The sequence below is a fragment of the Mesorhizobium sp. M0243 genome, assembly GCF_040321775.1.
Lineage (GTDB): Bacteria > Pseudomonadota > Alphaproteobacteria > Rhizobiales > Rhizobiaceae > Mesorhizobium.
On the sequence record NZ_JAMYSF010000016.1, the window covers coordinates 91,242 to 106,911 of the forward strand.

The 15,670-nt window shown below is 61.7% G+C and carries 17 protein-coding genes; 7 read left to right on the forward strand and 10 right to left on the reverse strand.

All coding sequences use genetic code 11. From position 1 onward, the window contains the following. Positions 1 to 95 precede the first annotated feature (95 nt). The 7 genes from NKJ11_RS20740 to NKJ11_RS20770 all read right to left on the reverse strand — a co-directional run bounded on the left by NKJ11_RS20740 (position 96) and on the right by NKJ11_RS20770 (position 6,904). Positions 96 to 917 carry a DUF72 domain-containing protein gene (locus NKJ11_RS20740; protein ID WP_023813004.1) on the reverse strand — a complete coding sequence of 274 codons (822 nt, stop codon included), beginning with the start codon at positions 915 to 917 and terminating at the stop codon, positions 96 to 98. A 25-nt stretch (positions 918 to 942) separates the two neighbouring features. Beyond that, the gene (locus tag NKJ11_RS20745; RefSeq protein ID WP_352612952.1) at positions 943 to 1,413 is read right to left on the reverse strand and encodes a GNAT family N-acetyltransferase; all 471 of its coding nucleotides are present in this window, start codon (positions 1,411 to 1,413) and stop codon (positions 943 to 945) included. A 31-nt stretch (positions 1,414 to 1,444) separates the two neighbouring features. Continuing rightward, positions 1,445 to 4,366 carry an excinuclease ABC subunit UvrA gene (gene uvrA / locus NKJ11_RS20750; RefSeq protein WP_352612951.1) on the reverse strand — a complete coding sequence of 974 codons (2,922 nt, stop codon included), beginning with the start codon at positions 4,364 to 4,366 and terminating at the stop codon, positions 1,445 to 1,447. Positions 4,367 to 5,080: 714 nt separating this feature from the next. Continuing rightward, positions 5,081 to 5,371, reverse strand: coding sequence for a hypothetical protein (locus NKJ11_RS20755; RefSeq protein WP_352612949.1), 291 nt, complete (start codon positions 5,369 to 5,371; stop codon positions 5,081 to 5,083). Between the two features lie 88 nt (positions 5,372 to 5,459). Continuing rightward, positions 5,460 to 6,065 carry an ATP-dependent Clp protease proteolytic subunit gene (locus NKJ11_RS20760; RefSeq protein WP_127295901.1) on the reverse strand — a complete coding sequence of 202 codons (606 nt, stop codon included), beginning with the start codon at positions 6,063 to 6,065 and terminating at the stop codon, positions 5,460 to 5,462. A 24-nt stretch (positions 6,066 to 6,089) separates the two neighbouring features. Next, positions 6,090 to 6,593 (reverse strand): SRPBCC family protein, encoded by a 504-nt coding sequence (locus NKJ11_RS20765; RefSeq protein WP_352612947.1) that lies wholly within the window; start codon positions 6,591 to 6,593, stop codon positions 6,090 to 6,092. Then, entirely contained in the window at positions 6,590 to 6,904 is a 315-nt protein-coding gene (locus NKJ11_RS20770; RefSeq protein WP_013531836.1) for an ArsR/SmtB family transcription factor, read from the reverse strand. The genes NKJ11_RS20765 and NKJ11_RS20770 overlap by 4 nt, the downstream gene beginning before the upstream one ends. A gap of 226 nt (positions 6,905 to 7,130) precedes the next feature. On the opposite strand from NKJ11_RS20770, the gene NKJ11_RS20775 reads away from it, so the two are divergent. Together NKJ11_RS20775 and NKJ11_RS20780 are read left to right on the forward strand one after the other, a co-directional pair. After that, a complete protein-coding gene (locus NKJ11_RS20775) occupies positions 7,131 to 7,652 on the forward strand; it encodes a single-stranded DNA-binding protein (protein WP_127270744.1) in 522 nt (173 codons plus the stop codon). 117 nt (positions 7,653 to 7,769) lie between these two features. After that, positions 7,770 to 8,195, forward strand: coding sequence for an OsmC family protein (locus NKJ11_RS20780; RefSeq protein WP_023812998.1), 426 nt, complete (start codon positions 7,770 to 7,772; stop codon positions 8,193 to 8,195). Positions 8,196 to 8,222: 27 nt separating this feature from the next. On the opposite strand, the gene NKJ11_RS20785 is transcribed toward NKJ11_RS20780, so the two are convergent. After that, positions 8,223 to 8,852 carry a MarC family protein gene (locus tag NKJ11_RS20785; RefSeq protein WP_023670949.1) on the reverse strand — a complete coding sequence of 210 codons (630 nt, stop codon included), beginning with the start codon at positions 8,850 to 8,852 and terminating at the stop codon, positions 8,223 to 8,225. A gap of 146 nt (positions 8,853 to 8,998) precedes the next feature. Beyond that, positions 8,999 to 9,529, reverse strand: a complete 531-nt coding sequence (locus tag NKJ11_RS20790) for a hypothetical protein (RefSeq protein ID WP_023812997.1) — start codon at positions 9,527 to 9,529, stop codon at positions 8,999 to 9,001. An 85-nt stretch (positions 9,530 to 9,614) separates the two neighbouring features. Here NKJ11_RS20790 and NKJ11_RS20795 point away from each other — a divergent pair, with 85 nt between their 5' ends. Both NKJ11_RS20795 and gyrA read left to right on the forward strand, forming a co-directional pair. Further along, positions 9,615 to 10,457 (forward strand): helix-turn-helix transcriptional regulator, encoded by an 843-nt coding sequence (locus tag NKJ11_RS20795; RefSeq protein WP_352612945.1) that lies wholly within the window; start codon positions 9,615 to 9,617, stop codon positions 10,455 to 10,457. A 202-nt stretch (positions 10,458 to 10,659) separates the two neighbouring features. Next, complete coding sequence (gene gyrA / locus NKJ11_RS20800) at positions 10,660 to 13,461, forward strand: DNA gyrase subunit A (RefSeq protein ID WP_352612943.1); 2,802 nt, start codon at positions 10,660 to 10,662, stop codon at positions 13,459 to 13,461. A gap of 68 nt (positions 13,462 to 13,529) precedes the next feature. Here the strand turns inward: gyrA and NKJ11_RS20805 are convergent, their stop codons facing one another. Further along, a complete protein-coding gene (locus NKJ11_RS20805) occupies positions 13,530 to 13,682 on the reverse strand; it encodes a hypothetical protein (protein WP_352553047.1) in 153 nt (50 codons plus the stop codon). A 322-nt stretch (positions 13,683 to 14,004) separates the two neighbouring features. Here NKJ11_RS20805 and coaD point away from each other — a divergent pair, with 322 nt between their 5' ends. The 3 genes from coaD to NKJ11_RS20820 all read left to right on the forward strand — a co-directional run bounded on the left by coaD (position 14,005) and on the right by NKJ11_RS20820 (position 15,663). Next, positions 14,005 to 14,505, forward strand: coding sequence for a pantetheine-phosphate adenylyltransferase (gene coaD / locus NKJ11_RS20810; RefSeq protein ID WP_023812993.1), 501 nt, complete (start codon positions 14,005 to 14,007; stop codon positions 14,503 to 14,505). Positions 14,506 to 14,614: 109 nt separating this feature from the next. Next, positions 14,615 to 15,109 (forward strand): peptidylprolyl isomerase, encoded by a 495-nt coding sequence (locus NKJ11_RS20815; protein ID WP_245273275.1) that lies wholly within the window; start codon positions 14,615 to 14,617, stop codon positions 15,107 to 15,109. A gap of 41 nt (positions 15,110 to 15,150) precedes the next feature. After that, entirely contained in the window at positions 15,151 to 15,663 is a 513-nt protein-coding gene (locus NKJ11_RS20820; protein ID WP_352442597.1) for a peptidylprolyl isomerase, read from the forward strand. Positions 15,664 to 15,670 lie beyond the last annotated feature (7 nt).

The following is a 15,670-nucleotide window of genomic DNA, read 5'->3' on the forward strand; positions in this document are numbered from 1 at the left end:
GCGGCCCAAATCTGCGACTGGTTCGGCTGGATTCATGCAGCAAGGAGGTATCGATAAGGTTACGACGGTAGCGAAGATGCCATGATTCCGCTGCGTCAGGGCACCGGCTGACCCTGGTCCACTCGCTTCATCAGTGCCATGGCGCCGAACGGCGCGCGCACCTTGCCCTCGGTGATGAAGTAGACGAACACGTCGCGCGGCTTGACCGGCGCATCGGTGGCGGGGTCGGCGCGCCGCAGGTCGGCCGGCTGCTTGCCTTGCGCCCAAATCTTTACCCGCGCGGCCCATTCATCGAGGCCTTTCGGCGTGTAGCAGTCGGGATTGTCATCGCTGCCGGTCTGCAGCCGGGCGTAGACGAAATCACCGGTGACATCGGCGATGTCGGGATATTTGGCATGGTCGGCGTAAACGATCGCGGCCTTGTATTTTCGGGCAAGTGCTGCGAATTCCGGCACGACAAAACTGTCGTTGCGGACTTCGAGCGCATGGCGCAGCCCAACGCCGTCCTGCTTTTCCGGCAGCAGTTTCAAAAAGGCTTCGAAATCGTCCGGATCGAATTTCTTGGTCGGCGCGAACTGCCACAGGATCGGCCCGAGCTTTTCACCGAGCGCGGCAACACCCGAGCCGAGGAAGCGCATCATCGATTCGCCGGCCTCGCCGAGCACGCGCCGGTTGGTGACGAAGCGGTTGCCCTTTAGCGAGTACACGAAACCGTCCGGCGCCTCGTTGGCCCATTTAACGAAGGTCGGCTCCTTGAAGCTGGAATAGTAAGTGCCGTTGACCTCGATGCTCGGCACCTGGCGAGTGGCGTAGTTCAGCTGCTTGGCCTTGGGAAGCTTGTCGGGATAGAAGGACGTATCCCAGGGCTCGAAGGTCCAGCCGCCCATGCCGGCGCGGATTGTTCCCGATGTGCTCATTGTCATCCTCCCAGTGCTGAAAAAATCAGGCCGCGGTGGTATCATCGACGACTTTTGCCATGTCGACGAGCACCCATCCCGGCCGGTAGGGATTGGGCCGGCGACCCGTTTCGTGGAAACCGTAGGCCAGATAGAGCGCGATGTTCCGCTCCATCCTGGCGTTGGTGTAAAGCCGCACCTCGGGCAAGCGCCACAGCCGCGTCTGTTCGTCCGCGTGTTTGAGCAACGCAATACCGAAGCCTTTGCCCTGAAAGTCAGGAGAGACCGCGACGGAGAAGATCATCGCGTGATCGTCGTGCCGTTCCAGTGTGAGTACTCCGGCAATTTCGCTGCCGCTTTCCAACACCCACACCTCGCCGCGCGCGATGCGCGGCGTATAGTCTTCGGTGACTGGGATCGGCGGTGCGCCTAACAGTGCAGTGTAAGGCGCATAGGCCGCTTCCGTCAGCGAGACGACAGTTTGGAGATCACCGGCAAGCGCTCTTCTGATTTTCATTCAAAAGCTCTCCAGGCGCCAACCGGTCCGATCACTCCGCCGCTTCGCGCTTGCCTCCGGGGCGCCGCTCCAGAAGCTCCTTGAGGAACTGGCCGGTGTAGCTGCGCTTCTCGCGCACGATTACTTCCGGCGTGCCGGAGGCAACCAGTTCGCCGCCGCCGTCGCCGCCTTCGGGGCCGAGGTCGAGCACCCAGTCGGCGGTCTTGATCACTTCGAGATTGTGCTCGATGACCACCACCGTGTTGCCCTGGTCGACCAGTTCATGCAGCACTTCCAACAGCTTGGCGACGTCGTGGAAATGCAGCCCGGTGGTCGGCTCGTCGAGGATATAGAGCGTCTTGCCAGTTGCCTTGCGCGACAGTTCCTTGGCGAGCTTGATGCGCTGCGCCTCGCCGCCGGACAGCGTCGTCGCCTGCTGGCCGATGTGGATGTAGCCGAGGCCGACCTGCTTCAGCGTTTCGAGCTTGTCGCGCACGCCGGGCACGGCGGCGAAGAAGTCGACGCCTTCCTCGACCGTCATGTCGAGCACGTCGGCGATCGACTTGCCCTTGAACACGACATCGAGCGTCTCTCTGTTGTAGCGCTTGCCGTGGCAGACGTCGCAGGTGACGTAGACGTCGGGCAAAAAGTGCATCTCGATCTTGATGACGCCGTCGCCCTGGCAGGCCTCGCAGCGGCCGCCCTTGACGTTGAAGGAGAAGCGTCCCGGCTGGTAGCCGCGCGCCTTGGCTTCGGGCAGGCCAGCGAACCAGTCGCGGATCGGCGTGAAGGCGCCGGTATAGGTGGCGGGATTCGAACGCGGCGTGCGACCGATCGGCGACTGGTCGATGTCGATGACCTTGTCGAGGAATTCGAGGCCCTCGATGCGGTCGTGGTCGGCCGGATGTTCGCGCGAGCCCATGATGCGGCGCGAGGCAGCCTTGAACAGCGTCTCGATCAGGAAGGTCGACTTGCCGCCGCCGGACACGCCGGTGACGGCGGTGAAGGTGCCGAGCGGTATTTCGGCGGTGACGTTCTTCAGATTGTTGCCGCGCGCGCCGACGATCTTCAGGCGGCGGTTCTTCTTCGCTTCACGTCGCACGCCGGGCGTCGCCACTTCGAGCGCGCCCGACAGGTATTTGCCGGTGATCGAATTGGGATTGGCCATCACCTGCTGCGGCGTGCCCTGGGCGATGATCTCGCCGCCATGGATGCCGGCGGCCGGGCCCATGTCGACGACATAGTCGGCATGCAGGATGGCGTCCTCGTCATGCTCGACGACGATCACCGTGTTGCCGATGTCGCGCAGATGCTTCAGCGTATCGAGCAGACGGGCATTGTCGCGCTGGTGCAGGCCGATCGATGGCTCGTCCAGCACATAGAGCACACCGGTAAGACCCGAGCCGATCTGCGACGCCAGCCGGATGCGCTGGCTCTCGCCGCCCGACAGCGTGCCGGAATTGCGCGACAGCGTCAGATAGTCGAGCCCGACATCGTTGAGGAAGCGCAGCCGCTCGCGGATCTCCTTCAAGACCCGCACCGCGATCTCGTTCTGCTTGTCGTTGAGCGACGCAGGCAGGTCGGTGAACCACTGGTCGGCCTTGCGGATGGAAAGTTCGGTGACTTCGCCGATGTGCTTGCCGGCGATTTTCACCGCCAGCGACTCGGGCTTCAGCCGATAGCCCTTGCAGACCGGGCAAGGCGTCGCCGACATGAAGCGCTCGATTTCCTCGCGCATCCAGGCGGATTCAGTCTCTTTCCAGCGCCGCTCGAGATTGGGGATGACCCCTTCGAAAGTCTTTGTCGTCTTGTAGGAGCGCAGGCCGTCATCATACTGGAAGGTGATCTCGCGCTCGCCGGTGCCGCGCAGAATGGCTTCCTGGGCCTCTTCGGTCAGGTCTTTGAACTTGTCGCCGAGCTTGAAGCCATAGGCCTTGCCCAGCGCTTCCAGCGTCTGCGCGTAATAGGGTGAGGTCGACTTCGCCCACGGGCTGACGGCGCCGTCGCGCAGCGAGATGTTCTCGTCCGGCACGATCAGATTGCCATCGATGGCGCGCTGGCTGCCGAGACCGTCGCAGGTCGGGCAGGCGCCGAACGGGTTGTTGAACGAGAACAGCCGCGGTTCGATTTCCGGAATGGTGAAGCCGGAGACCGGGCAAGCGAACTTTTCCGAGAACAGGATGCGCTCATGCGTCTCGTTCTTCGACTTGTTGACCGAATCCTCGCCGGTCTGGCTGGAATCGAGCGGCTTGTCGGCGAATTCGGCCACGGCAAGCCCATCGGCCAGCTTCAGCGCCGTTTCGATGGAATCGGCAAGCCGCGTCGCCAGATCGCCGCGCACGACGATGCGGTCGACGACGACGTCGAGGTCATGCTTGTACTTCTTGTCGAGCGCCGGCACGTCGGCGATCTCATAGAAGACGCCATCGACCTTGACGCGCTGAAAGCCCTTTTTTTGCAACTCCAGCAATTCCTTGCGGTATTCGCCTTTGCGGCCGCGCACCATCGGCGCCAGGATGAACAGGCGCGTGCCTTCCTCGATCGCCAGTACGCGGTCGACCATCTGCGAAACCGTCTGGCTCTCGATCGGCAGGCCGGTGGCCGGCGAATAGGGGATTCCGACGCGCGCAAAAAGCAGCCGCATATAGTCGTAGATCTCGGTGACGGTGCCGACCGTCGAACGCGGGTTCTTCGAGGTGGTCTTCTGCTCGATGGAAATGGCGGGCGACAGGCCGTCGATCTGGTCGACGTCAGGCTTCTGCATCATCTCAAGGAATTGCCGCGCGTAGGCCGACAGGCTTTCGACGTAGCGGCGCTGGCCTTCGGCATAGATCGTGTCGAAGGCAAGCGATGACTTGCCGGACCCCGACAGGCCGGTCATGACAATCAGGCTGTCACGCGGCAAGTCGAGATCGACATTCTTCAGATTGTGTTCGCGCGCCCCGCGAATGGAAAGATATTTATGGTCGGCCATAGCCGGTCGCCGCCTCAGAATCTGGAATTTCCTGGAATGGCGGGTTTTCCCGGCCATCCCCTATGTAGGTAGTTTTGCCGCCACGTCGAGAGACGCCACAATTCCCGACCAAAGCGTTTAACCGTCTTTCGCGTGAACGGGCAAGCGGAAAGAACAAAGGCCGAACACGCTCCTGACAAAGCTGTGCAAAAGCTGACCTGCACGTAACCTCCCGGCGATCACATTTTTCGGTAACCGGCTATTGATGGTTGACGCCACCAGCTGACGGGAGCAGTCTCCAGCAGTCAACGAAGACGGCCGTCTTTCGATGGCCTCGCCGCCCAAAGGCGGCCTGCGAGACGCCGCAGGCATTTGCGATTTGTGCTTCGTGACGACAACGTCGCAATGGACAAAGGAGCGGAGCTATGACGCCACCGGATCGTCCCATAGGGTTCCAGTTGTTACTGGAGCGGCGGCAGGCATAAGTGCCAGGGTTTAGCGTTTTCGCCACCCGACAAACCGTGACCTGCCATATCCCCGTAAAAATCAGAGACTGTTAGTCGGATCGTCGGTTGAACGCCGCGTTGCATCCGAAATCAAATGCCGGCAGTACACTCCCGGTAGAGATTGGATTTGAGATCCAAAAAGGCCCCGTCCGTTTGCGCAAAGCACGGCGGGGCCGTTTTCATGTGCGGATTGTCTGTTTGGCGCAACGCAGCACGCGCCGACAGACTGTCAGTGGCGCGGCGGCCCGATCGAGCCGGCGCCGACATCGACGGTGATGCTGCCGGAAATCCTGACATCCGTATCGCCGATCTTGAACTGGCCGTTGCCGGGAAACGCGTCGTCGGACTCCGGAGCCGGCTTGGCGATGCGGTAGTCACCGGTTACGCCGGGCAGGGCGCCTTTTTGCGTTGACGGCGAACTGTCTTCGGCAAGTGCCGCGCCGCTGGTGAGGCCCCCAATGGCGAGCGCTATAACGGCGATGACGCGGTGCAATGATCTGGACTGATGAGTGTCGGTCATCCCAAGACTATAGTGGCGCGCCGCCGATGGAACCAGACCGGCATCGTCAAATCTTCGACAGCCGGACGTACTCCGATCCGGCCCTGGCTCACGCCGCCTTTTTTCGCGTGTCGAAAACATGGTCGACGATGCCCCATGCCTGGGCCTCGCGGGCGGTCATGAAGTGGTCGCGGTCCAGCGTGCGCTCGACCTCTTCATAGCTGCGGCCGCAATGCTGCGCGTAGAGTTCGGCCATGTGCCGTTTCGTCCGGCCGATGCGCTCGGCATGGCGCTGGATGTCGGAGGCCTGGCCCTGGAAGCCGCCCAGCGGCTGGTGCAGCAGGATGGTGGCGTTCGGCAGGGAAATTCGGCGCCCCGGTGTGCCTGCCATCAGCAGGAACGAGCCCATCGATGCGGCAAAGCCCATGCATACGGTCGACACCGGGCAGCTGATGTATTGCATTGTGTCGTAGATGGCGAAGCCGCTGGTGACCACGCCGCCCGGCGAGTTGATGTAGAGCGAGATCTCCTTGTCGGGATTGTCCGATTCCAGCGACAGAAGCTGCGCGCAGACCAACGCCGAGATGTCGTCGTTGATCTCACCGTTGATGAAGATGATGCGCTCGCGCAGCAGCCGCGAAAAGATGTCGAAGGCGCGCTCGCCGCGGCTCGATTGCTCGATAACCATCGGCACCAGACTGGCAACACCGCTCATTATCTCTCTCCGTCCGTTTTGTTTTCAGGCCGCGCGAAGCAGGAGGCGAGGCGTGTTTGCGGCGATTGGCTTAGATGACCTGTTTGCACCGAGCGAAACCCGGCAGCCGGCGCCTGCCATGGCGACGGCAGGCATGGCCTTGCGGGCAAAGCCGTCATGGACGACACGCAGATGCGTGCCGCCGGAAACGGTTCGGGCAAGTGTGAAGGTGACAATGCTGTCCAATGGGCTGTCGAGCGGATCCTGCCGCGCGGCGTCGCCTGGCTGCTCCCGCCAGGAATAGCGCAGCAGCTTCTCGGGATCGGCGTCGAGGATTTCGCATTCGATCGACGCGCCCGTTCCGGCGAAGGCAAAACGGTTGCCGATCTCGGGTCTCATGTCGTTCGGCATCATCCAGGCGGCCAGCAATTCCGGTACGGTCAGGGCCCGCCATACCTTTTCCGGCGGCTCGGCAAGCTCGTACTCGAACTCGAGCGCATCCGGGGCGTCGCTTTGACCGTTGTTGGTCGTTGATCCCGCCTTCTTCATTGATCCATGTCCTTCAAAACCGCCTTCAGCCTTTCGATGCGTTCCGGCCAGAAGGTCCGGTAGCGTTCGATCCAGGAGAGCAAGGGGGCGAGCCCCTGCGGATCGGCGCGGTAATAGGCGTTGCGGCCGGCTCGCCGCTCGACCACCAGCCCGGCGCCACGCAGCACCGCCAGATGCTGCGACACCGCGGGCTGCGACACCGTCATCCCGGTGCGCAATTCCGACACGCTCATCTCGCCGGCGGCCAGCCGCTCAAAGACGGCGCGGCGCGTCGGGTCGGCCAGTGCGCGAAAAATCTCTGCTTCGATCATGCCAAAAGCATAAGTGCATACTTATCGATTTGGCAAGCGGTCTTTTCGAGCCCATATGATCGGCTTCGGCATTGCTGCCATTCCTTGACAATAAGCAGCGATGCGGATAAGAACGAAAAGGGAACAAAAACCTTGTGGGTAAAGGCAGCCATGGCAAGCGGCGATCGCCTGCAACCTGTAAGGTGCTGCGACAAAAATTTGTTTCGGATGAGCGCGGAGAAATATCATGGCGGGTAGCGTCAACAAGGTCATTCTGGTCGGCAATCTCGGCGCGGATCCCGAAATCCGTCGCCTGAATTCGGGTGAACCGGTCGTCAACATCCGCATCGCCACATCGGAAAGCTGGCGCGACAAGAATTCCGGCGAACGCAAGGAAAAAACCGAGTGGCACAACGTCGTCATCTTCAATGAGGGCATCGCCAAGGTGGCGGAGCAGTATCTGAAGAAGGGCATGAAGGTCTATGTCGAGGGCCAGTTGCAGACGCGCAAATGGCAGGACCAGACCGGTGCCGACAAGTACACGACGGAAGTCGTGCTGCAGAAATTCCGCGGTGAGCTGCAGATGCTAGACGCACGCGGACAGGGCGAGGGCGGTCAGGTCGGCGGCTATACCGGTGGCGGCAGCAGCCGTGGTTCCGATTTCGGCCAGTCCAGCCCGAGCGAAGGCTTCAATCGCGGTGGTGGCGGTGCCAAGAGCGGCGGCGGTGGCGGTTCGTCGCGCGAATTGGATGACGAAATCCCGTTCTGATCGCAACAGTTATGTCAGACACAGTGCCCCGAGAGTCATTCATGGACTTTCGGGGTTTTGCATCGTGATTGAGGTTGACCGGGCCGATCAAGGAAATACGGTGAAAGGACGAGTTCGGTGAAAGCACGCGTAAAGTGGGTCGAGGAGCGCACCTTCGTCGGGGAATCCGGCAGCGGTCACAAGGTCGTGCTCGGAACAGCGCACGGATCGGAAGGCAAGACGCCGGGTCCAAGCCCGATGGAGCTGGTGCTGATCGGCACCGGTGGCTGTTCGGCCTATGATGTCGTGCATATCCTCGAAAAAGGCCGCGAGGCGGTCGAGGACTGCGTCGTCGAACTCGACTCCGACCGGGCCGAAACCGAGCCCAGGGTTTTTACACGCATCCATATGCATTTCGTCGTCAAGGGCAGGGCACTCTCCAGCGACAAGGTGAAACGCGCGATCGACCTTTCGATCGAAAAATATTGCTCGGCGTCTGCGATGCTGGCCAAGACCGCGACGATTACCCACGATTTCGAAGTGATCGACACGACTGTGAAATAGGGCCGGCTTCGGCGGCAGCTCGTCGCGTTACCCCGCCATCAGCGCCTTGATGCCATCGGCCACGAATTGCACGGCCAGTGCCGCCAGGATGACGCCAAGCAGCCGGGTCAGGATCGAACGACCAGTCTGGCCGAGGATGCGGTCGATGCGTTCCGACAGCACGAACACCAGATAGGTGATGGCGAGGCAGACGAAGATGATGCCGACCAGGGCTGCCTGCGCGGCAAATCCCTGAAATGAACCGGAAAGCAGCACCGTCGCCGAAATCGCGCCGGGGCCGGCGATCAGCGGGATCGCCAGCGGGAAGGCGGCGATGTTGTGGATCATGTCCTTGGTGATGGCGACGTCGCCGATCTTCTCCTTACGGTCCTGCCGGCGCTCGAACACCATCTCGAAGGCGATGAAGAACAGCAGGAAACCGCCGGCGACGCGGAAGGCCGGCAACGTTATGCCGAACACCGACAGGATCGATGCGCCGGCAACTGCAAACAACGCCATCACCAGGAAGCCGATGATCGAGGCACGGACGGAAACCTGCTGGCGCTCCTCGCGGTTCATGCCGCGCGTTACGGCCAGGAACAGCGGCGCCAGGCCAGGCGGATCGATGGTCACGAGAATGGTGACGAAGGCGTTGAACAGGCTGTCGAAACTCGGCATCTCTGACCCTCCCGCCGGGCCGTGCCCGGACAGAATATTGGTAGAGCAAAGCCCGGTCGGTGGGAACTGTCAGCGGGAAAGTGGTTGATGCCGGCGCAAAGGATCGCGACGCTTTTATTCTGGGCTGCTGCTGCATTCCTCGGCGATCAAACCTCTCGGCGCGCCAGGAACTCGACTTCCAGCCGCCATGTCGCGCCATTGTCTTGCGAGCGTTCGCCCAGCCATCGGAAGGAGTTTTCGGTGATGCGTGAAAAGCTCCAGCGTACTGAACTGCCGGTGCCGTCGGCGCCCACTTGCATGATCGTGTCGCCCTCGGCGCGACCGAGCTGGCGGCTGTAATACTGGTTGCGCGGATCGCTCCAGAAGATGTGCCAGGCATCCGCGCCGGGATCATAGACGCGCAGCGTCGTGCCATAAAAAGTCCATTTGCCGAGCGAAGGCTGGGAACCAGTGTCCCGCGCGGGCAGGATCCACACGTCCTGAATCGCCCGGCCTTCCAGCACCCAGCCGAAATGCACCTCGCCACGCCCGGTCAGCACCGTACCGTCCTCGAGATGGCGCGAGGCGTTGAAAGTCCAGGCGCCGACGAAGCGGCCGTAAAGGCTCAGTTTTTCGGCAAGCCCTTCGATCGGTCCGGGGCTATGCAGGGCTTCGGCAAACGAGGATTGATCGAACATGGTTGTGGCCTCTTCTTGTCAGGAGACCGGGAAGGGTAGGCGGTGAAGGGGTTCTGGGCTTGGGAAAAATTGCTATATTTCGGCCATGACAGCGACCACACATATTCTCGCCTCCGGACCTGGCTGGCACGTGACGGATGTCATCTGCACGGCCGGTGCCGGCGACCGGCCGTTCGAGGAAGCACATCAGGATTTCTGCGTGGCTGCCGTCACCAGCGGCACGTTCCGCTACCGTGCGCAACAAGGCACGGCGATGCTGGCGCCCGGCGCGCTCCTGCTCGGCAATCCCGGCACATGCTACGAATGCGGGCATGAGCATGGCGGCGGCGACCGTTGCCTGTCGTTTCATTTCGGACCGTCTTACATGGAGCGGGTCGTGGCCGGCGTGCCGGGCGCCAGGAAGCTGGCCTTCGCCACGCCGCGTCTGCCGCCTTTGCCGGTGCTGGCGCCACTGCTGGCCGAGGCGGAAGCCGCGCGCGAGACTGCTGACATGGATGCCTTCGAGGAACTTTCCCTGCGCATGGCCGGTGCCGCCGCGACGATTGCCACCGGAGCCACGCATGTCAGGCGCGCGCCGAGCCGCCGCGATCAGAAACGGGTGGCCGAAGTGGTGCGGCGGATAGAGTTGGATGCCGACGGGCCGGTCTCGCTTTCAGCGCTTGCGGATGAGACTGCGACCAGTCCTTACCATTTCCTGCGCATCTTCCGGCAGGTCGCGGGCATGACGCCCTATCAGTTCTTGCTCAAGACGCGGCTGCACAGGGCAGCGGTGCGGCTACGCATGTCGAACGATACGGTCTCGGCGATCGCCTTCGAGGCCGGCTTCAACGATCTGTCGACCTTCAATCGTCGTTTTCGGCGGATCATGGGGGAGACGCCGGGCCAGTATCGCAGCCGCCGTGGCGCACAGGCCGTTTCTGCTTCGTGAATCGGCCCCGTGCCCGCAAAGGCACACACGCAGGCTTTTGCGAGAGGGCGGCGAAAACCGCCTTGGCCATATCGTCGCAATCAGCGGTATCCATTTGAAATTACCATCAAAAATGACACTGGAAAAGTGCCGTGAAGGTTGGAGTTTCGGGCTTGCTTCCTATATAAGCACCAAGTGATTCCTGATTAGATTGTGATCCGATTTGACCGACCAGAAGACACCGCGCGGCGCCGACGGCGGCCCCACCGGCATCGAGCCGATATCCATCGTCGAGGAGATGCAGCGCTCCTATCTCGATTACGCCATGAGCGTGATCGTCAGCCGTGCGCTGCCGGACGTGCGCGACGGCCTCAAGCCGGTGCATCGCCGCATTCTCTTCGCCGCCCATGAGAGCGGCTACCACTGGAACCGCAAATATGTGAAGTCGGCGCGTCCTGTCGCCGACGTGATGGGTAAATACCATCCGCATGGCGACGCCTCCATCTATGACGCCTTGGTGCGCATGGCACAGGACTGGTCGCTGCGCGTTCCGTTGATCGACGGGCAGGGCAATTTCGGCTCCATCGACGGCGATCCGCCTGCGGCGATGCGCTACACGGAAGCGCGCCTGACCAAGGTCGCGCACGAGCTCCTGGAGGATATCGACAAGGATACCGTCGATTTCCAGGACACTTATGACGCGTCGGGCAGCGAGCCGAAGGTTCTGCCGGCACGGTTTCCCAACCTTTTGGTCAACGGCTCGGGCGGCATCGCCGTCGGCATGGCGACCAACATCCCGCCGCACAATCTCAGCGAAATCTGCAACGGCGCCATCGCCCTAATCGACAATCCGGCGATCGACCTGCCGGCGTTGATGGAGATCATTCCGGGACCGGATTTCCCGACCGGCGGCATCGTGCTTGGCCGTTCGGGCATCTACAACGCCTATTCGACCGGCCGTGGCTCCATCGTCATGCGCGGCAAGGTCAACATCGAACAGCGCGGCAATGACCGCGAGTCGATCATCATCACCGAAGTTCCCTACCAGGTGAACAAGTCGTCGATGATCGAGAAGATGGCTGAACTGGTGCGCGACAAGCGCATCGAGGGCATTTCCGATATCCGCGACGAGAGCGACCGCCAGGGCTACCGCGTCGTCATCGAATTGAAGCGCGACGCCGTTGCCGACGTCATCCTCAACCAGCTCTATCGCTTCACGCCGCTGCAGACCTCCTTCGGCGCCAATATGGTGGCACTGAACGGCGGCAAGCCGGAAGTGATGAACCTGACCGATATGCTGAAGGCGTTCGTCGCCTTCCGCGAGGAGGTGATCACAAGGCGGACGAAATTCCTGCTGCGCAAGGCGCGCGACCGCGCCCATGTGCTGGTCGGTCTCGCCATCGCCGTCGCCAATATCGACGAGATCATCAAGCTGATCCGCACCGCTCCGGATCCGCAGACGGCGCGTGAGCAGTTGATGGAGCGGCGCTGGCCCTCTGGCGACGTGGAATCTCTGATCCTCCTGATCGATGACCCGCGTCATCGGATCAATGAAGACGGCACCTACAATCTGTCAGAGGAACAGGCGCGCGCCATCCTCGAACTGCGCCTGCAGCGCCTGACCGCGCTCGGCCGCGACGAGATCGCAGACGAGTTGAACACGATCGGCGCCGAAATCATCGATTACCTGGACATTTTGTCTTCCCGCGCGCGCGTCCAGCAGATCGTCAAGGACGAGCTTGCCGCCGTGCGCGACGAGTTCGGCACGCCGCGCCGCACCGAACTCTCGGAAGGCGGTTCGGACATGGAAGACGAGGACCTGATCCAGCGCGAAGACATGGTCGTGACGGTGAGCCATTCCGGCTACATCAAGCGCGTGCCGCTGTCGCTCTACCGGGCGCAGCGCCGCGGCGGCAAGGGTCGCTCCGGCATGTCGACCAAGGAAGAGGATTTCGTCACCCGGCTGTTCGTGGCCAACACGCACACGCCGGTGCTGTTCTTCTCCTCGCGCGGCATCGTCTACAAGGAAAAGGTCTGGCGGCTGCCGATCGGCAATCCGCAGTCACGGGGCAAGGCGCTGATCAACATGCTGCCGCTGGAGCAGGGCGAGCGCATCACCACCATCATGCCGCTGCCCGAGGACGAGGCCAGCTGGGGCGAACTCTACGTGATGTTCGCCACCACGCGTGGCACCGTGCGCCGTAACGATCTATCCGACTTCGTCCAGGTCAACCGCAACGGCAAGATCGCCATGAAGCTGGAGGAAGAAGGCGACGAGATCCTCGGCGTCGAGACCTGCACCGACAAGGACGACGTGCTGCTGACCGCCAGTTCCGGCCAGTGCATACGCTTCTCCGTCGGCGACGTGCGCGTCTTCCAGAGCCGCAATTCGGTCGGCGTGCGTGGCATAACCATGGCCGAGACCGACCGCATCATCTCGATGTCGGTGATAGAGCATGTCGATGCTTCGCCGGCGGAACGCGCCGCTTACCTGAAGCGCGCGGCGGCGGAGCGGCGTCTTGCCACAGAAACGGCCGGCGAAGAGGAAGAGATCGCGCTGACCAATGAGGAGATCGGCGAGGAGACGGAGCTTTCCGAAAGCCGATACGAAGAGCTCAAGGCGCACGAACAATACGTGCTGACGGTGACCGAGTTCGGCTACGGCAAGCGTTCGTCGTCTTATGATTTCCGGCTGACTGGACGCGGCGGCAAAGGCATCCGCGCCACCGACGTGTCGAAGGCAGCCGAGATTGGCAGGCTGGTGGCGACGTTCCCGGTCGGCAATGACGACCAGATCATGCTGGTGTCGGACGGCGGCACCGTCATCCGGGTGCCGGTCAACGGCATCCGTTTCGCCAGCCGCGCCACCAAGGGCGTGACCATCTTCAACACGGCTGAAGGTGAAAAGGTGGTTTCGGTCGAGCGGATATCGGAACCGCAAGCGGACGAAGAAAGCGACGAGACGGTCGAGGGCGGTCCCGATGCCGCTCCGGCGCCTGACGCCGGTCCGGAGGGTACGGACTAAGTCCGGCACCCAGGTTTTGACATGGCAACGCCGGCCAGTTGGCCGGCGCAGCAGCAAATCAGGCTTTATCAGTAGTGACGATATGGCTTGCGCGGGCCGAAGCCTTCGAAGCGCTTGGTGTTTGCCTTGACGCGGATGCGTTGTGCCTCGTGATGCAGCCCAAAGACGGTGGCGATCAGCATGGCGACGGTCATTGCGGTGGCGAGCATGTAGATCAGCATGTGCGTGTTCTCCTGCGCCTAACAACGGATAGGTGGGATTTTGGTTTCATCTTATTAAGGTGCAACCTAGTGAACGCTGCGTGAAGGCTTCGTGATCAGCGTGTTCATCTGTCGTTCATGTGCCGGAAAAGGTTCATGGCCGGCGCGCCGATCGGATTTGCCTTTGCGAGAGAGGCTCGCTAGAGCCTGTTCCATCTTGATGGACGGAAGATGGAACAGGCTCTAGCTTTCATTTGAGCATGATCTCTAGGACAAACGAAAAACCGTTTGTCCGCAAAAACCGGTTTCCACTTTTTGGGATCATGCATTAGAAGCACCAGCCATGACTGAACGCATCGCCCTCTATGCCGGCTCCTTCGACCCGCTGACCAACGGCCATCTCGATGTGCTGAAGGCCTCGCTGGCCGTGGCCGATATCGTTTATGCGGCGATCGGCATCCATCCGGGCAAGCAGCCGCTGTTTTCCTTCGAGGAGCGGGTGAAGCTGATCGAGACGGCGACGAAGACGGAATTCGGCAGCGATGGTGCCCGCATCAAGGTCGTCGCCTTCGACGGGCTGGTCATCGACGCCGCCAGGAAGCACGGCGCCTCGATCATGATCCGCGGCCTGCGCGACGGCACCGACCTCGACTATGAGATGCAGATGGCCGGCATGAACGAGACCATGGCGCCTGAACTGCAGACGGTTTTTCTGCCCGCCAGTCCTTCGGTGCGCACCATTACCGCCACACTTGTCCGCCAGATTGCCTCGATGGGCGGCGACATTCGCCCCTTCGTGCCGGCGGCGGTTGCCGGCGCGCTCACAGCCAAGTTCAAGAAGTAAGTTTTCGGAGAAAACCATGCAGCTGAAAAAGCTAGCCTCGTTCCTTGTCGTGCTCGCCGGTCTTGTGGCTGCGTCGGTCTCGGCTTTCGCCGCCGACCCGGAAAACACAATGATCATCACGCTGAAGGACGGCGACGTCACCATTGCGCTGAGGCCCGATCTGGCGCCAAAGCATGTCGAGCAGATCAAGAAGCTGGTGCGCCAAGGCGCCTATGACAACGTCGCCTTCCACCGCGTCATCGACGGCTTCATGGCGCAGACCGGCGACGTCAAGTTCGGCAATATGAAAAAGGGTTTCAGCGCCGAGGCCGTTGGCACCGGCGGTTCCGACCTGCCCGACCTGCCCGCCGAATTCTCACAGACCGAACATTATAAGCGCGGCGTGGTCGGTATGGCCCGCTCGCAGGACCCCAATTCGGCCAATTCGCAGTTCTTCATCATGTTCGCTCCGGCACCGCCCCTCGATGGCCAGTACACGATCGTCGGCAATGTCGTCAGCGGCATGGAACTGGTGGATCACATCAAGAAGGGCGACCAGGCGGACAACGGCACGGTCACCGATCCCGACCGGATGATCAAGGTGCGCATCGCCGCCGACAAGTAAATTGTCGAATAACTCTGTTTTTCTGAAAAAGGATATCTGACATGGCCGAAATCAAGGACCGCGAGAACGCGCTCATCATGGAAACGACCAAGGGCAATGTGGTCATCGAACTTTTCCCCGACCTGGCGCCGGGCCATGTCGCCCGCATCAAGGAACTGGCCAGGGAAGGCGCCTATGACGGCGTGGTCTTCCACCGCGTTATCGAGGGTTTCATGGCGCAAACCGGCGACGTCAAGTTCGGCAATTCCAGCAAGCCTTCCTTCGCGCCGTCCCGCGCGGGCATGGGCGGCTCTGAAAAGCCGGATTTGAAGGCTGAATTCTCCAACGCCAACCATGCTCGCGGCACCTGCTCGATGGCCCGTTCGCAGAACCCGAACTCGGCCAATTCGCAGTTCTTCATCTGCTTCGACGATGCCGCCTTCCTCAATCGTCAGTACACGGTCTGGGGCCAGGTCATCGAAGGCATGGACAATGTCGACAAGATCAAGCGCGGCGAGCCGGTGCAGGATCCCGACAAGATCGTCTCGCTGAAGGTCGCGGCCGACGTCAAGTAAGGGCAAA